Origin of the sequence: Agarivorans sp. QJM3NY_30, from assembly GCF_050870855.2 — a bacterium.
GTDB lineage: Bacteria > Pseudomonadota > Gammaproteobacteria > Enterobacterales > Celerinatantimonadaceae > Agarivorans.
In genome coordinates this window covers 387,919-404,960 of the sequence record NZ_CP194038.2, presented here as the reverse complement: position 1 = coordinate 404,960, position 17,042 = coordinate 387,919, and the positions used below count along the sequence as shown (strand labels likewise).

The following is a 17,042-nucleotide window of genomic DNA, read 5'->3' as shown; positions in this document are numbered from 1 at the left end:
ATGAGAAACCGCATGCCATGGTCTCGGGTGGGTGGAACCCGCCCACCCGAGAGAACGCTTAAATCAACTGTAAAGAGGCCAGAGTCACCAAACCTACGCTCACACTAAGTGCACTAAACATCGTGGTGAAGGCCACAATTTCGCCGGCCACTTGGCCATGTTCAGTCATCTTGCTGGCCATCACATAACTAGCCGCCGCAGTAGGGGTGCCCATCATTAAGAACAGCAGGCCAATATCACTGCCACTAAACTGCATATACAGTGCAAGGGTCACCGCCAACAATGGAATAATAATCAGCTTACAGGCACTGGCCCAGAGCACTGGCGACAAATTACTTTTAAAACTCTGCCATTGCAGACTGGCACCGATGCAGATCAAAGCCAAAGGTAAGGTCATGTTGGCAAGATACTGACACGTTTTTGCTACAACATCTGGCAGTTGCAGCCCCAACGCCGAGCATAGCAGACCCGCCAAAATAGCAATGATCAGTGGATTCTTAAGCAAGCTACTGATGATACGGCTTCGCTTGGCACCCAATAGTGCAACCGACACCACATTAAAGGTCATCGTCATGAAAGCCAGGAATAACGCTGCTTTGGGTAAGACATCCATGCCATAAGCGTTGAGCACCATGGCAATGCCAATAATCCCCATATTGCCGCGAAAAGCCCCCTGAATAAACACACCTTGGCGTCCACCGCGCAGCCAGGGTCGACTGACAACAAACAGCAGCAGCACACTAGCCAGGGTAAATAGCACCCCCAATATCACCAGAGAGAAATCTAAAGAGTGGCTCAGGGGATTAGAAGCGGTGCTCAAAAATAGCAAACTCGGCAAGCTGATGTTAAACACCAGACTATTGCCTTGTTTGATGAAATTCTCATTCAACACTTCGCGACGGCGCAAAAACCACCCCAAACACAGCATTAAAATAATCGGACCGGTGGTCGAAAGAGCAAACATCCAATGTTGCATTGGTATTACCGCCTTAGCATATTATAAAAACAACTAAATAAGACACATTAAACCACCACTTAAACCACATACAGTTTTATTAACTCAAATCAAAGAAGAATACAGTGAATTAAACTAATTTATCGGCAATAGTTTTCTTTATGCCCAGTCAATCGGGTCCAATCACAACAAAATCAACTGAACCGAAGAGTTTAGAATATAACCTAGAGGTAAATATGAGTTCAACAACAGCCACTACCAAGGGTGGCGTCGCCCGCATGCTCGACACTGTAGAACGCGTTGGCAATAAACTACCGGATCCCGCAGTATTATTTTTAGGCGCCCTCATACTGGTGTGGGTGGTGTCTGCACTGCTCGCCAATGTCCAATTTTCTGAAATTGACCCACGCACCGGCCAAGCCATCTTTGTCAATAACTTATTAAACGGTGAAGCGCTTGCTGGCTTCTTGTCTGGCATGGTGACCACCTTCACCAGTTTTGCTCCGCTGGGTGTGGTACTCGTTGCCATGTTAGGCGTAGGGGTTGCCGAGCATTCTGGCTATATTAATGCTGGTTTAAAAATGATGCTCAAGGTCACGCCGAAACAGCTGCTGACGCCTTCTATCGTGTTAGTCGCAATCATCAGCCATACCGCAACCGATGCCGGTTATGTACTGGTGATCCCACTGGCTGGGGTGATCTTCTATGCCGCTGGACGCCATCCGCTGGCTGGCATCGCCGCCGCATTTGCAGGCGTGAGTGGTGGCTTCTCGGCAAACTTTATTCCATCGGCGATCGACCCGCTACTACAAAGCTTTACTCAGAGCGCGGCGCAGGTTTTGGATCCAGCGATTCAAATCAACCCGCTCAATAACTGGTTTTTCTCCTCGGCCTCCAGCCTGCTGATCATCTTAATTGGCTGGTATCTGACCGATAAGATCATCGAGCCGCGCCTCAAAGATACCCCAGTGGATGGCGATCCGGAAGATATCCCTCGCTTCGATGAAATCACCCCAAAAGAACGCTTTGCCTTTAAAGTTTCATCGGCGGTGATGTTTGCAGGCTTAGCAGGCTTATGGGCAGTCTCGGCCCCTGAAAGCTCTCCACTACGCTCAGCCAGCGGCTCACTGGTCGAATTCTCGGCGCCATTAATGCAGTCAATCGTACCGCTAATTTTCTTACTGTTCATTATTCCCGGCACCGTCTTTGGTTTTATCGTGGGGAGTTTTAAAGACTCTCGAGACGTGATCCAGGCCATGAGTAAATCGATGAATGGCATGTCTTACTACATTGTAATGGCCTTCTTCTGCGCACTCTTTATCGCCGCCTTCAGCCAATCTAACATTGGTGCTCTGATGGCTCTGAAGGGTGCCGATACGCTCAAACAGCTGGCCTTGCCTAGCGGTGTGACCGTGGTGGGAATGATCCTCTTAGTCGCTTTTGTGAACTTGTTTGTGGGTTCTTCTTCGGCGAAATGGGCGCTGATCGGGCCAATTCTGGTTCCGATGTTAATGCAACTAAACATCTCACCCGACTTAGCTCAGGCGGCCTACCGAGTCGGAGACTCTTCATCCAATATCATTACGCCCTTAATGCCTTACTTCCCACTGGTGGTCGTATACTGCCAGCGTTATGTGAAAGGCACCGGCATCGGAACGCTGATGTCACTGATGCTGCCTTACAGTCTGGTGATGCTGGTGGTATGGACAGCATTTTTACTCATCTACTGGGGACTGGGTTTACCTCTGGGCTTACAAGCAAGCTACAGCTACGGCCTGTAGCTCTCAAACTTTAGATATAACAAAGGCGACCCTATGCATGGGCCGCCTTTTATATTCAGAGGCATGTCACACGCGTAACTAGATTTTATTGACCACTAAATACGTCTATGGAAGGCAATACGTTACCTTCAAAGTCGAACATATTTTGGTTGTCCCAGTTATTTCCTTCATACCAAACATCATTATTATATTCCATGCCGGCAGCAGTCGCCCAAGTTACGCCCTTCACTGGCAGCACCGCAGGTTCCCAATAGAACATACCTAAACCTTGTTGCTTGTCCAAAGTGTCAAGCATATTCATTAGATCGGCTAAAAACTTAGCTTGGCCTTCAATGGAAGCCTCATAACCGTCCACCAAATTACTTGCAGTAAAGGTATTCTCTAAGTCATCACCATTATCTAAAGTAAATGCGTAAGCCGTTTCAACCACCATCACTGGCTTACCCGTTTCCGAAATTCCCGCTTCTAAAACTGACTTTAAGTTACTGAGCGAACCATGCCAATAGGGATAATAAGACACCCCCATAATGTCAAAGTCGATGCCATAAGCGACAGCCTCTTTAAACCACCAATCGATCTGGTCTTGAGGATTGGCAATATGCAAGATGATCTTCACAGTTTCGTCTTGCTGATAAGCGGCCCGCACAGCGTTCGCGCCGGCATCAAATAATGATAAGGTTTGATCCCAGCCAGCTTTCCAAATATAACCATAAGGCCATAACATACCGCTATTGGTTTCGTTACCGACCTGCACCATATCCGGCATCACGCCAGCAGCACGGTGAGCAGCCATCACTTCCGTCGTATAAGAACCCACTTTGGCAACCAGCTGAGAATAATCGAGATTTTTCCAAGCTTTTGGCATCGTCTGATGACCAGGGTCGGCCCAAAAGTCGCTGTAGTGAATATCCAACAGATATTGCATCCCTAAAGCATGGGCTCTTTTTCCCATGTCGATGGCCTGAGCCAAAGTGCTGGTACCGCCACCGTACGCTTCTCCATCTTGATTGAAAGGATCGACCCAAACACGCATTCGAATCGCGTTTAATCCATGTTGTTGCATAATCGCTAAAGGATCGGTTTGCACACAATTGTCAAAGTATTTGCCTCCATGCGCTTCCACCGAAGGAACATAAGAAACATCAGCCCCTTTGATAAACCCAGAGTGCAGACTAGGCTCCGGAATAGAGAGTTCCCCAAAGTCCACCTCACACCTTGCGGCCTCCTCAGTCGAACTCGACCCACAAGCAACCAAAAATAAGCTGGCTAGCACTACGACAAGCCAATAAAACTGTTTTCCTATTTGCATACTTCATCCCAAGCATCAGCATACAGTCTCGGTTGAATCCAACATCTAAGATTCAGATAACTATAGCTGTCCATTTAAATTTGAATACACGTACACTATCTAAATAACTTCGCATCTAATGATTAAAATTAAACACTATTAGCCATGCACACCTAATTAAAAATCGATTAAATCTTACCTTAATGAAAATAAAATATAACATCATTCACAATATAAAAATTCAAAACACAAGCTTTAGCAAAGTTATATAAAATAGATGGTAAAAATTTACCGGCATTATTAAGCTAGGATCTACTTTAAAATTCATATTTTAAGAAACGCTATTTCAATAACAGGCAATAAAATATGAATGGGTTGAAGCACGCACTTTACAAATCAATCAAAAAAACCAATAAAACATCTATTTAAATATCTTGTTAGTGATTATTATGAAATTTAGCCACACCATCAGATTAAAAATAAAAAAAGACCCTACATTATGATTGAAGGGCCAAAGACAAAAAGGATTAAACCAATAAAATATAAATCACGGGACTTAAGAAATATTAACAAAGGGGCTATTTATATTCGAACACCATCCTTATCAAACAAATGACATTCATTACTATTAAATGTCAAATTGAAGTTATCATTCTTTTCAGATAATTCTCGGTCACGAGGTAAGTGCACTTTAAAATGTTCAACACCACAAGCTTGACCAAACATATAAGTACTATTACCCAACCTCTCAACTAAATCACACTGAAAACGAAAACGAACATCCCCTTCTCCTTCGACTTCTAAATGTTCTGGACGGATCCCTAATTTAACACCTTGACCCGGATGAACATTCGCAGTATTTATTACGATAAGTAATTGCTGCTTATCCAAAGTACTTAAAGTGACATGATCACCATTCACTTGTTCAACACGAGCCGGAATAAAATTCATCTTGGGTGAACCGATAAACCCTGCAACAAATTGATTCGCCGGACGATGGTATAAATCCATTGGTGTTCCAACTTGTTCGATATTGCCATCTTTTAAGACCACAATTTTGTCGGCCAATGTCATCGCTTCCACCTGATCATGAGTCACGTAGATCATGGTGGTTTTTAGTTTTTTATGTAGCTTGGATATTTCGATCCGCATATCCACTCGCAATTCTGCATCAAGGTTAGAAAGCGGCTCATCAAATAAAAATACCTTAGGGTCGCGCACTATAGCCCGGCCAATCGCCACTCGCTGACGCTGCCCTCCAGATAATTCTTTCGGCTTACGTTCCAGTAAATGACTGATTTGCAAAACTTCAGCAGCCTCAGCAACTAATTTATTGACCTTATCTTTAGGATGCCCATTCATCCGTAGGCCAAATCCCATGTTTTGCTCAACGCTGAGATGAGGATAAAGAGCGTAAGACTGAAACACCATTGCCACACCGCGCTCAGAGGGATCCTTTTGGTTGACCAAGTCCTGACCAATATAGATATCTCCATCGCTGATCGATTCCAAGCCGGCAATCAATCGCAGCAGCGTCGACTTACCACAGCCCGATGGTCCAACAAAGACCACAAACTCACCATCCTCAACCTGTAAATCTATGCCATGAATAGTTTCAAGCTTACCAAAACGTTTGATGACTTTTTTTAACTGTATATCAGCCATAATAAATCCTATCTTTTAATCCTAAATGCTTGGAGTACACAGCCTACTTAACAGCCCCAGTCATACTCGCCACAAACTGTTTCTGCATGGCAAAGAAAATAAATAAACTCGGTAAGGTAGAGATAACCGTTGCTATCATGATCAAACCGAAATCTGGGGTATAAGCAGAAATAAAACCAGACAACACCAAATTAATTGTTTTCAACTCGCTCGATTGCAACACAATCAGCGGCCACAAAAAGGCATTCCACGAAGCCATAAACACAATAATGAAGGCTGCGGCATAACTAGACTTCATGATTGGCATATACACAAAGGTAAAGATTTTCCACTCCTTTACACCATCGACCCTAGCCGCATCAATCAATTCTCGGGGGAAAACTTTAGTGCACTGACGAAAGTAGAAGATGATAAAGGCACCGGATACCGTTGGTAAAATTACCGCAAAATGGGTATTCAATAACCCAGCCTTAGCAAACATAGTGAACAAGGGGATCATTAATGCGGCAAAAGGGATCATCATGGTTGCCAACAACGCGACATAAACGCGATCTCGAGCCTTACTTTTAAAAACTTCGAAGGCATAACCCGCCAACGAACAAATCAGTAAAGTAAAGATAGTGCTAAGAATGGCGATTTTACTGGTGTTCCAAAAAACCCGAGCAACATCAATCTGATCCGTTAAGTTGTTGAAATTGACCATCAGCTGATCGCCAAAGCTCAATTTACCACTATTGATCTGTGAGCTACTGTTAGTACTAGACACCAGCATCCAATAGAAAGGAAACAAAGAAACAAAGGTCATCACAATTAAAAAGCCATACATTGCGATACGACCAAATCGAAATTTAATCAAATTATTTATCCTTAGCGACTTTAAATTGGATCAATGCAAGCACAGCAGCAAAAGTAACAATCACGTAAGATACGGTTGCTGCATAACCAAAGTTAGGCACAAACTTAAACGATAAGTTATAGATGTACATCGACAAGGTCATCGTCGAATTTGCAGGCCCGCCACTGGTGATGTTAACCACCTCATCAAAGAGTTGCAGAGTCCCTATGGTCGAGGTAATACTGGTAAACAAAATCACAGGTTTTAATAAGGGGATAGTAATAAAGAAAAACTGTTTAATAGGGTTAACCCCGTCAATTCTTGCCGCTTCATAAATGGACTTATCGATATTTTGCATCGCCGCCAAATAGAAGATCATGTTGTAACCCGTCCAACGCCAAGTAATCGCGATAATAATGGTCACTTTTGCCCAAAACGGATCCGATAACCACGGGATTGGGTCGGCAATAATCCCAGTCCATAACAGAGCGACATTCAGTACACCATCAAAACCAAACATGCTCTTAAACAAAATCGAATAGGCTACTAATGATGTCACACAGGGTAAAAATATCGCGAGTCGAAACCAACTACGAAATTTCAATTGAGGAGCGTTTAAACAAGATGATAAAGCTAGCGATAACAGGATCATGATCGGCACCTGCACCACTAAGAAGATTAAGGTGTTACATAAAGCTTGCTTAAATACGGGGTCATAAAATAATCGAATAACATTACCGAACCCGACAAACTTAGTCACCACCCCCTTACCCGAATGGAGAGATAACCATAACGAGCTTACGATGGGGTACAAAGTCATCAATGCCACTAAACCCACGGCAATACTTACAAATAGCCAGCCATTAATATCGTACATACGATGGAGCTTGGCTTGTGTTCTAGACATCGAAACACCTTCCAGAAAAAAGCGACTTAAAAGTTGAATGCGAAGGCCACGAAAGTGACCTTTTAACCGCCTTACTTATTGAATTTGGTACTTAAGATTATTATTTAAGCTTTCCAATATCTCATCTACTGGCGTACCAGAAAGTAATGATGGGATCAGAGCCGACAAAGCATTGTCCACTTCTTGGGTATACATACCGTAAGGTACTTTCGGGATCTGAGCGACCCACTTGGAAAAGTCGCCATAGACTTTTTGTCCGCCAAAGAAGGCATCATCGACTTGGTAGGCTTTACCCGTTTTAGCTGGCAAATAAGTACTTAAAGCCCCCCGCTCAACTAACAATTTCTGGTACATATCAACATCGCCACCAAAGGTTTTATCCAAAAAGTCGATGGCCAATTGAGGCTGTTTACCCGCACTCAATACGTACCAGCTAGAACCACCTTGGTTAGAAGCATGAACGGAATTGGCCAGATTCAATTTAGGGATCGGTGCGACACCCCATTGACCAGATTGGCTGGCTTCACTTTTCACTGAGCCAATCATCCACACGCCAGAAGTCACCGAAGCAACCTTGCCGCTGTTGAAGCTACCCACAAAATCAGACCAGCCCGATACCGGACGAACAATTTTTGCATCATGGATCGCTTTCACTGTTTTCAATGCTTCTTTTAAAGCCTTGTTATGCAAAATGTTCAAACTACCATCATGATTAAAGAACCACTCGCCACCCGACTGCATCAAAATATGGATAAACACGGTGTCTTGAATATCAAACCCCATCATATATTTGCCTGTGGTTTGCTTCACTTTCTTACCGATATCGATGTACTCATCCCAACTGATACTTTGCAAATCATCGGCACTGATTCCCGCCTGCTTCAACAAGTCACGGCGATAAAACAACCCCGCTACCCCTGAATCAAAAGGCAAGCCATACACGTCTTGACCAACAGTCATCACTTCGACTTTGTAAGGTGCAAATTGACGATAGTCAACCACCGACTGCATAGCTTGAAACGAACCGGGGTAGGCATTCAAATATTTTTGAGCGTTGTAATCTTCGATCAATACAATATCAGGTAGGGCAGACGTCACGCCCGAGGCTAGCATGGTGTGTAATTTTTGCTCCACATCTTCTTTACCTGAAGCAATCACATTTAAGGTAAAATCAGGATGATCTTTTTGATAAACGCTTGCCGCTTCCTTCAATGCTGCAACGTTAAAATTAGGATCCCAAGCCCATGCCGTAATTTCAGTGGCTTGAACACTACAGCTAGCTAAAGCTGCAATACTTAATAGTTGCAAACGATTCATCTCTCCAATCTCCATACTGAATGACAATGGTGGTAACGTTTACATTATTAAGCTTACGATGAGTGCTTACAACATCTAGCAAATTTCATTTCGGCCTAAAAGCGCGTGGCATCACATCTTTTGTAGTTTTTATGCGAAATATAAAACAAGAACGGCAATTCACAGGTAAAAATTTACTAAATTTTACCTCCAACTGAGAAACACAACAAAATGCCAACAAATAACCAACAAACATGCTGTTCTATCACTCGAAATAAGATAATTTATTTGGCGAGGGGGAATCAACTTGGAACCCACCACTAGTTTAATCGTATACTGCTACCTCTAGAGCAATCCGCTAGATATCTGAAGTATTCTAAGAGATTAAAATATGGCAAAACTCAGCGATATCTCGAAAATGACCGGAGTTTCACCGTCAACGGTGTCGCGCGTCATTAATCAAGATCCAACCTTATCGATTAGTCATGACAAACGTGAAAAAATATTAGAGGTAGCCGCCAACCTAGCTTACCTTTCACCTAGGCAGCGTAGACAAAACCAACCCGAGCAGCAACGTATTATTGCTCGGGCCAATTACCAACGCGGCCACCAAAGCCCAATTCAACTGTGCGTGGTTTATCATCATTCCGCCGAGCAAGAGTTAGATGACCCCTATTTCACCTATATTCGCCTTGGTCTAGAACACAAATGCCAAATGCATGACATCACGCTTAAACGAGTATTTAAAAAAGACTTATCGAAGCATGAACGGGAACTGAGCCAGTCAAATGGCGTGATTTGTGTCGGTAACTTTACCGATGCAGAGATCGACTATATATTGTCGCTTAATGCCCAGTTGGTCTGCGTTGATTATTCCCCCAACGCATTAAATGTCGATACGGTCTTATGTGATCGAACCAAAGCTGCTGAATTCGTGGTCAACACCATGCTGAAAAATGGCACGCAACGGCCAGCCTTTATTGGTAATCAAGATGAGCGACTCCAAGTTTTTAGAGCTTTAACCCAACAACAAGGGCTCTACGATGCCGCACGCTGCATCGTCAGTGAACGCTTTTGTATCGACTCTGGTTTTGATGGCGTGAACAAAATGTTAAGAAGTTGTACAGCGCCCGATATACTATTTGCTGCAACCGATATTGTCGCAATGGGCGCGATTAAGGCGATTCATCAACATGGAATAAGGATTCCTGAAGATATTCAAGTAATTAGTATTAATGACATCCCAAGTGCAGAACATCTACATCCCAGTTTATCCACCTTACGACTCTACCCCCACGATATGGGAGAAACGGCAGTATCACTGCTGCTTGAACGGTTCGAAGGGCGGTGCGTGAGTAAATCAGTGATCGTCGGTTTTCAATTTATTTGGCGTGATAGTTTTTTGAAAAACAAAAGTAATAAGTCTAAATAGACGTTTCAATCCGGCATAAAGCCAACAAAAAGGAAAACGATTACCCCGAATGTATCATCCATTTGAATAAAATTGTAACCTTCACGCTGAGAAGAGAACTAATTTTGAGTCATAAATAACAAATGACTGCAAAAATTGTAAGACTTTGATATAGCTTTTATTCTTCAGTTAAAAATAGCTTGCTCAAGTCGATTTATACTGAGATATTAAATTGATAATACAAATCGTCAGTCTTGTTCATGCATGAAAACCGTCGATTTTAATCAGTAAACCGTTAACTAGAGACAAAGCTCCCATTTTCAGGGATATTGATTCGCTGAGTGAGGCATTAGTCATATGCACTGCTGAATCAGCACCTATGTGCCTTTCATTGACCACACTAAGTTATAAGGAGACAACTTAAGTGAAGGAGCTTCTGCGCTATTGTTTGCTACTGACTCTCTGTCTTGCCTGCCCAACCAGCTACGCCGCAGAAGGAAAGCAGCACATTCTGGTATTACATTCTTATGACTCAGATTATGAATGGACCCGAGAATTTCAACGAGGCATTAGAGACGCAGCCGATGCTGCAACCCACCCACTTAAGCTATCCGTCGAGTATATCGATAGTAAACGTTTATACTCCCAAGCCTACTATCAGAAACTAAAAGAATATCTGGCAATAAAGTACCAAAATTATCATTTTGACGGAGTACTGCTTACCGACGATAACGCCCTTCGCTTTTTCAAGCGTTTAGATATTCCCAATCTGAAAAATCTACCCACCGTTGCGGCAGGCATTGGTGATTTCGAAGCCACTCTCAGCCCGACCACAAACAAAGGTACCGTCCTTTTTGAACTCGACAATATTCAAGAAAATTTAGCACTCATTATTAGACTCAGGCCTAAGTTGAAACAACTTTATTATCTGGCTGATTCCGGGGTTTCCTCTGAGCTATTAAGAACGCGCATTATGACTGCCTTAAAAGGCTTACCCAACTTAAAATTAGTCGAAATAAGGGATAAAACGCTGCAACAAACCAGCAATATTCTCGCTCAGATATCCCCTGATGATGCAGTGTTATTAACTCACTTTAATACCGAAGTGAGCAACAACATTTATCATGGCTATACCAAGACCGCACTAGAACTATCCGCAGCTAGCAAAGCCCCTATATTTGTACTTTGGAACTTTTACCTCAAAGGAGATGTATTAGGAGGCTACGTCAACGGCTCCTACAAGCAAGGCGTGCAAATGCTGGATATTTTGGGGCGACAATTGCCAAAACCAGTTAAGACCCCCATCGAAGTAAACTCCGATCAAGCGCCAGTATTTCAATACCACGCCTTAAAAAAATACCAAATCGACGAATCATTATTGCCAACAAACTCAAAGGTAATCGGTCGACCGATTTCATTTTGGGAACGCAATCACCTGCTGTTTTTTATCGCGGGTAGCATTATCTTTGCTCTCGTTTTAGTGATTGTGCTACTCAGTTATCTGCTTAAACGTCGCCAAGAAATGAGTAAAAAAGATAAGCAGATCGTTAACCTACAAAGCCAAACACTGCAGATCCAAAAGAAATTAATTCATGTGCTAGGTAACTCGATTGAAACCCGCTCGGGGGAAACAGGCAACCATGTGAAGCGAGTGGCCAAACTTTCGGCTCACCTCGGTAAACTGATAGGGCTTTCGGCCAGAGATTGCGAAGTATTAGAAATTATTAGCCCGATGCACGATGTAGGAAAAATTGGTATTCCAGAAGCGATTTTAAATAAACCTGGGCGGCTCAGCGCTGAAGAAAGATCATTAATGGAGACCCATACCCAAATTGGCTACCAACTGCTACATAATGACGATGGCGATATCATTGCGTTGGCGGCCATTGTCGCGCTAGAACATCACGAACATTGGAATGGCAACGGTTATCCACATAAAAAGTCAGGAGAAAAGATCCATATTTACTCCAGAATTACGGCGATTGCTGATGTATTCGACGCATTAAAAAGCCAACGTTGCTATAAAGATGCCTGGCCTCTCGAACAAGTCATCGAGTATTTCGAACAAAGTAAAGGTGCACAATTTGACCCAAACTTGATTGATCTTTTTCTAGAGAACATTGATGAATTTGTGTCGATACGAAATCTATATCCCGACTAAGGCATTAAGGCAGCGCCTTCAGCGGAAACATAATCTTAAATGAGGCTCCTTTCCTAGGATAGGGCTACAACGGATTTTTCCTTGTAGTCCTATCACTTCACCGATGTAGCTATAAAGATTGAAGCAACTCAGCTCTTCGCCCGAGACATCAACTGCAAGCTGTTTAAAGCCACTGAGCTTTCAAAGGAATCTCAAGAGCTAAATAATCTGCTTCGCCAATTTAAATTAAAGCGCTAAACAACGAAACGAATACGCAACAAGCCAGCTGTTATACAAGGTGGCTTGCTCAGCCTCAATGTAACTTCCTGTCCATGGTTTAATATTCTCCTGTCAATTCCCTGAGTTTAATCGATGGTCAAGGCCGCCAATTTATACCGCACCTTAAACAGCACTATGCCGCTAGCCCATCCTTCGTTGTTTACACCAACCATCGATAGATGCGCTTCAAGCAATCGCCAATCAAATCGGCGCTAACAAATGTGGTGGCTTTGTTTAAAACTTGTTAAATAGCCCACAAAAAATCATCAAATACAAAATTAACAATGAAATTTTAATTCCATATGGCTAGAGTAATGAAAAATACATTTTATCTTAATCGATGGAGTATTCACTTATGCCTCGCTTGTTATCTAAATATCAACCCCACAACAATCAAGGATTAGTCCAAGAGATCACCCCCCAATCGGCAGGCTGGCAATATGTTGGTTTTAAAGTCTATGAACGGCAACGGGGTGAATCGTTTACCCTAGACGCAAGCGACAATGAAAAATGTTTGGTGTTGGTCTCTGGGCGGGCAACCATCAAAACCCCACAACAAACCTTCGCTAATATTGGCGACCGTATGAGTCCCTTTGAAAAGAAAAAACCCTATGCTGTCTATGTCGCTATCAACGAAGCGGTGACCATTGTTGCGAATAGCAAGCTTGAGTTGGCTGTCTGCGAAGCACCCGGAAAAGGAAATTATCCAACACGACTGATCACACCAGCGCATATTGATGCAGAGCATCGAGGCCAAGGCAGAAATCAACGTTATGTTCACAATATTCTCCCCGATAGCAAAGAAGCCGATAGCCTGCTAGTGGTAGAAGTTTACACCGAAGAAGGTTGTACCAGTTCGTATCCCAGCCATAAGCACGATCAAGATGCCGAGCCTAACGAAACCTATTTGGAAGAAACCTACTATCACCGCCTCAATCCACCGCAAGGCTTTTGCATGCAACGAGTTTACACCGATGATCGTGAGCTCGATGAATCTATGGCAGTCTATGACAAAGACGTGGTGATGGTGCCCAAGGGTTATCATCCGGTAGCGACAATTGCTGGCTATAACAGTTACTACTTAAATGTAATGGCAGGACCCACTCGAAAATGGTTATTTGCATGGGAAAAAGATCACGCTTGGATTAACTCTGCAAGCTATGTCAGCGCATAACTCGAGGCGACAATGAAGCTTCAATTAATTTATGTAAGGCCCCATTACCCAAACGTAAACCCGCTCAATTATGTTCAACGGTGGGTTTTCTTCTGTCACACCCCTAAGGAGCACAACATGTTTAATATCGCACTGTTCGGTGCAGGACGGATTGGACAAGTCCATGCTGTCAATATTGCCAATCATCCACAAACACGCTTGTATTCAGTGATCGACCCCTATGATGTGAATGCCGAACAACTCTGCCAGCAGTATGGCGCGCAACGTCAGACTCTTGAACTAGCCATGCAAGATGAGCAGATCCATGGCGTATGTATTTGTTCAGCAACAGACACCCACGCCGATTTAATAGAACTTGCCGCCAAAGCAGGGAAAGCGATCTTCTGTGAGAAACCGATTGACTTAGATATCAGCCGTGTCCGCGATTGCCTGGCCGTAGTGAAAACCCATCAAGTACCGATCCTAGTAGGCTTTAACCGCCGCTACGATCCTCAATTTCGGGCATTAAAACAGCAGTTGGACCAAGGCGCGATTGGCGCACCAGCCACCCTCACGATTACCTCGCGGGATCCTGAGCCACCACCAGCCGAATATAGTCAAGTGTCTGGCGGCATCTTCCGAGACATGACGATTCATGATTTGGATATGGCCCGTTTTATTCTCGGGGAAGACCCGCTGTCAATTTCAGCGCATGGCAGTTGTAAAGTTGATCCTGCGATTGGTGAAGCGGGTGATATCGATACTGCGGTACTGATCCTCAACTTCCCCTCGGGAGCCATGGCGGTCATCCAAAATAGCCGTCGCTCAGGCTATGGCTACGATCAGCGACTCGAGTTACATGGCGAACTCGGGATGCTTCAAGCCGAAAACCAACGAGAAAGTCTGGTGAGCCAGTGGACACATACCGGGCAACATGCAGCAAAACCGATGCTTTTCTTCCTTGAACGCTATAAGGACGCTTACATTGCAGAGTGGCAACACTTTGTGGATGTGCTGAATGGCGCAAGCCCAGAATGTTCAGGCGATGATGGGGAATTGGCACTAAAAATGGCAGATGCCGCCTTACTATCGCTCAAGTCAGGTATGACTGTGGCCCTATAAGCGCCTCCTACCAGACAAGGCTTGAGATTCAAACAGTTTTTTCTGTCGATAAAAACAAGCAAAGCCGCGTACACGGCTTTGCTTGTTCTCTCAATCACTTTACTCTCGCTCTTCAAAGGCCATTGAAACCGCCAGTGTTTGCGCCAAACAAAGCGATGCAGATTGAGAACGAAACGCGTCAACTTTAGCTTCTTTCACCACAAAACAAACATCACTAAATGAGGCCAAAGGACTGATCTGACTATCGGTAATCACAATTTGCTGTGCCCCCGCTTTAGATGCAACTTCACTCAACATCACCGTTTCTTGAGCGTAAGGACTAAAACTAATCGCCACCACGGCGTCTTTTGGGCCAATCATACTCAATTGTTCTTTAAACATCCCCCCCAAGCCATCGATTAAAAATGCCCGTTTATTGAGATGCCGGAAAGCATAAGTCAAATAAGAAGCCACGTTAAACGAACGACGTAGACCAATCAGATAGATATTTTCCGCACGCTGTAAGATATCAACCGCCTGCTGCAGGTTTTCTTCGGAAATTTGCGACACTAAGTGATTCATCGCCTGACAGTTTGCCCGGGCGAATTCTTCCAAAATCCCCTTCGGCGTTTCCGGTGGTAACGGGTCACTTTCCAGCTGTTTATATAAACGCGCCCGATCGGTATAACTGGTTGTCTCTTCAACTAAATTACGACGAAACAACTGTTTCATATCGTTAAAACCACTAAAACCAAAGGCATTGGCAAACCGAATCAGTGTAGATGGCGGCACTTCCGCTTGCTGCGCAATGACAGCCACCGTATCAAAGGCAACACTATTCGAATTATCAAGGATATACTTAGCAACTTGCTGGAGACGTTTACTCAGATCCGCGTAATTATGACGAATATGTTCCTGCAGTTCACTCAGCGAATCGGCAGCTTTCATTAGACTCTCCTGAACTAAAAATTGAAATACATTTTCCGTAAATATACCGTATACCAAAAGTAAATGAAATTTTTGTTTCGAAATGTGTTTGATATAAGGAATGGATTGAAACAACAAAGAGAGCGATGAGACGGAATAGAATAGCAGCTCAATTATCGATTATCGATTATCGGAACGAATGTAGGATCATTGCCATCAAACTGATCCTACATCATCTCACTTAGATACCGACAGAACTTAGTGTCCCTTACGGTGACGTTTCATATCAAACATAACGGCACCAATGATCACCAAGCCTTTAACAATTTGCTGCCAATATGCGGAGATATTCAGCAAATCGAGACCGTTTTGTAAAACCCCCATTATCATGGTTCCGATAATAGTTCCCTGAATAGTACCAATACCACCGGCATGAGAAACACCACCAACCGTCGCAGCCGCAATCGCGTCTAGCTCGTACATCACCCCTAAACCCGGTTGACCCGAGTTAATGCGAGCAGAGAGGATCAAAGCCGCAATCCCTGCCAGCGTGCCGGCATAGGTATACACCAAAATCTTGTACTTTGTGACATTAATACCCGATACATAAGCGGCAGTCTCGTTGCCACCAATCGCGTAAGCGTACTTACCAAATCGGGTATAGTTCAACAAAATGTAGGATAACACTGCAAGTGCAATGAAAATCAGGATCGGTACCGGGACTCCTAGAATATTCCCCTGGCCAATCCATTGGTAGGAACTTGTCAGGCTGCTAATCGGGCGGCCATCGGAATACAACAGCGCAGCGCCACGAGCAACGATCATCATCCCCAAAGTCGCAATAAAGGGCGGGAGCCTGGTATAGGCAATCAAGGCACCATTAATGTAACCACACACTGCGCCGACCGCTAATGCCGCTAGAATTGGAACAATAACCGGCAGTTCCGGCATATTAGGATACATCCGCATCCCCCAATCGATAGTTTGCGCCATACTGGCAGACACCACCGCAGCCACCGCCAAAACAGATCCCGAAGAAAGGTCGATGCCGCGGGTGATAATAATAATTGTCACACCCAAGGCCAACAGACCAACACTGGCCATCTGAGTCGCAACGTTCAATAAATTAGCAACCGAAAGAAACACCGGTGATAAAATCGACATCACGATACACATGGCGACAAAGACGACATAAATCGCGTACTTAGAAACAAAACGTTTCATATTGTTGTTCGACGCCTCAACACTGGGGCTCGCCTTAAGCAGTTTCGCAATCATCACTCTATTCCTTAAATAGTTTTTCT

General features: G+C 43.9%; 13 protein-coding genes. 5 read left to right on the top strand and 8 right to left on the bottom strand.

Annotated features, from left to right (window positions below; all coding sequences use genetic code 11):
• Positions 1-58: 58 nt before the first annotated feature.
• The gene (locus ACRRSX_RS01820) at positions 59-976 is read right to left on the bottom strand and encodes an AEC family transporter (protein ID WP_432454912.1); all 918 of its coding nucleotides are present in this window, start codon (positions 974-976) and stop codon (positions 59-61) included.
• A gap of 215 nt (positions 977-1,191) precedes the next feature.
• Between ACRRSX_RS01820 and ACRRSX_RS01815 the strand changes: the two genes are divergently transcribed.
• Positions 1,192-2,736 (top strand): AbgT family transporter, encoded by a 1,545-nt coding sequence (locus ACRRSX_RS01815; RefSeq protein WP_432454913.1) that lies wholly within the window; start codon positions 1,192-1,194, stop codon positions 2,734-2,736.
• Between the two features lie 85 nt (positions 2,737-2,821).
• Here ACRRSX_RS01815 and ACRRSX_RS01810 read toward each other — a convergent pair whose 3' ends face one another.
• The 5 genes from ACRRSX_RS01810 to ACRRSX_RS01790 all read right to left on the bottom strand — a co-directional run bounded on the left by ACRRSX_RS01810 (position 2,822) and on the right by ACRRSX_RS01790 (position 8,748).
• Complete coding sequence (locus ACRRSX_RS01810; protein WP_432454914.1) at positions 2,822-4,045, bottom strand: glycoside hydrolase family 53 protein; 1,224 nt, start codon at positions 4,043-4,045, stop codon at positions 2,822-2,824.
• A 561-nt stretch (positions 4,046-4,606) separates the two neighbouring features.
• Complete coding sequence (locus ACRRSX_RS01805) at positions 4,607-5,689, bottom strand: ABC transporter ATP-binding protein (protein ID WP_432454915.1); 1,083 nt, start codon at positions 5,687-5,689, stop codon at positions 4,607-4,609.
• A gap of 43 nt (positions 5,690-5,732) precedes the next feature.
• Positions 5,733-6,545 (bottom strand): carbohydrate ABC transporter permease, encoded by an 813-nt coding sequence (locus ACRRSX_RS01800; RefSeq protein WP_432454916.1) that lies wholly within the window; start codon positions 6,543-6,545, stop codon positions 5,733-5,735.
• A 1-nt stretch (position 6,546) separates the two neighbouring features.
• The gene (locus ACRRSX_RS01795; RefSeq protein ID WP_432454917.1) at positions 6,547-7,431 is read right to left on the bottom strand and encodes a carbohydrate ABC transporter permease; all 885 of its coding nucleotides are present in this window, start codon (positions 7,429-7,431) and stop codon (positions 6,547-6,549) included.
• 75 nt (positions 7,432-7,506) lie between these two features.
• Positions 7,507-8,748, bottom strand: coding sequence for an ABC transporter substrate-binding protein (locus ACRRSX_RS01790; protein ID WP_432454918.1), 1,242 nt, complete (start codon positions 8,746-8,748; stop codon positions 7,507-7,509).
• A 370-nt stretch (positions 8,749-9,118) separates the two neighbouring features.
• Between ACRRSX_RS01790 and ACRRSX_RS01785 the strand changes: the two genes are divergently transcribed.
• From ACRRSX_RS01785 to iolG, 4 genes are all read left to right on the top strand, one after another.
• Positions 9,119-10,159, top strand: coding sequence for a LacI family DNA-binding transcriptional regulator (locus tag ACRRSX_RS01785; RefSeq protein ID WP_432454920.1), 1,041 nt, complete (start codon positions 9,119-9,121; stop codon positions 10,157-10,159).
• Between the two features lie 403 nt (positions 10,160-10,562).
• On the top strand, positions 10,563-12,299 hold the full coding sequence (locus tag ACRRSX_RS01780) for an HD domain-containing phosphohydrolase (protein ID WP_432454921.1): 1,737 nt from the start codon (positions 10,563-10,565) through the stop codon (positions 12,297-12,299).
• 613 nt (positions 12,300-12,912) lie between these two features.
• Positions 12,913-13,731 (top strand): 5-deoxy-glucuronate isomerase, encoded by an 819-nt coding sequence (iolB, locus tag ACRRSX_RS01775; protein WP_432454922.1) that lies wholly within the window; start codon positions 12,913-12,915, stop codon positions 13,729-13,731.
• Positions 13,732-13,848: 117 nt separating this feature from the next.
• Complete coding sequence (gene iolG, locus ACRRSX_RS01770) at positions 13,849-14,832, top strand: inositol 2-dehydrogenase (protein ID WP_432454923.1); 984 nt, start codon at positions 13,849-13,851, stop codon at positions 14,830-14,832.
• Between the two features lie 99 nt (positions 14,833-14,931).
• Here the strand turns inward: iolG and ACRRSX_RS01765 are convergent, their stop codons facing one another.
• Complete coding sequence (locus ACRRSX_RS01765) at positions 14,932-15,759, bottom strand: MurR/RpiR family transcriptional regulator (RefSeq protein ID WP_432454924.1); 828 nt, start codon at positions 15,757-15,759, stop codon at positions 14,932-14,934.
• 237 nt (positions 15,760-15,996) lie between these two features.
• Positions 15,997-17,016, bottom strand: coding sequence for an ABC transporter permease (locus tag ACRRSX_RS01760; RefSeq protein WP_432454925.1), 1,020 nt, complete (start codon positions 17,014-17,016; stop codon positions 15,997-15,999).
• Between the last annotated feature and the right edge of the window lie 26 nt (positions 17,017-17,042).

Coding starts and splice junctions, on each gene's coding strand:
- ACRRSX_RS01820 (WP_432454912.1), bottom strand. CDS start 976: ATGCAACATTGGATGTTTGCTCTTTCGACCACCGGTCCGATTATTTTA.
- ACRRSX_RS01765 (WP_432454924.1), bottom strand. CDS start 15,759: ATGAAAGCTGCCGATTCGCTGAGTGAACTGCAGGAACATATTCGTCAT.
- ACRRSX_RS01810 (WP_432454914.1), bottom strand. CDS start 4,045: ATGCAAATAGGAAAACAGTTTTATTGGCTTGTCGTAGTGCTAGCCAGC.
- ACRRSX_RS01785 (WP_432454920.1), top strand. CDS start 9,119: ATGGCAAAACTCAGCGATATCTCGAAAATGACCGGAGTTTCACCGTCA.
- ACRRSX_RS01760 (WP_432454925.1), bottom strand. CDS start 17,016: ATGATTGCGAAACTGCTTAAGGCGAGCCCCAGTGTTGAGGCGTCGAAC.
- ACRRSX_RS01795 (WP_432454917.1), bottom strand. CDS start 7,431: ATGTCTAGAACACAAGCCAAGCTCCATCGTATGTACGATATTAATGGC.
- iolG (WP_432454923.1), top strand. CDS start 13,849: ATGTTTAATATCGCACTGTTCGGTGCAGGACGGATTGGACAAGTCCAT.
- ACRRSX_RS01790 (WP_432454918.1), bottom strand. CDS start 8,748: ATGAATCGTTTGCAACTATTAAGTATTGCAGCTTTAGCTAGCTGTAGT.
- ACRRSX_RS01815 (WP_432454913.1), top strand. CDS start 1,192: ATGAGTTCAACAACAGCCACTACCAAGGGTGGCGTCGCCCGCATGCTC.
- ACRRSX_RS01805 (WP_432454915.1), bottom strand. CDS start 5,689: ATGGCTGATATACAGTTAAAAAAAGTCATCAAACGTTTTGGTAAGCTT.
- iolB (WP_432454922.1), top strand. CDS start 12,913: ATGCCTCGCTTGTTATCTAAATATCAACCCCACAACAATCAAGGATTA.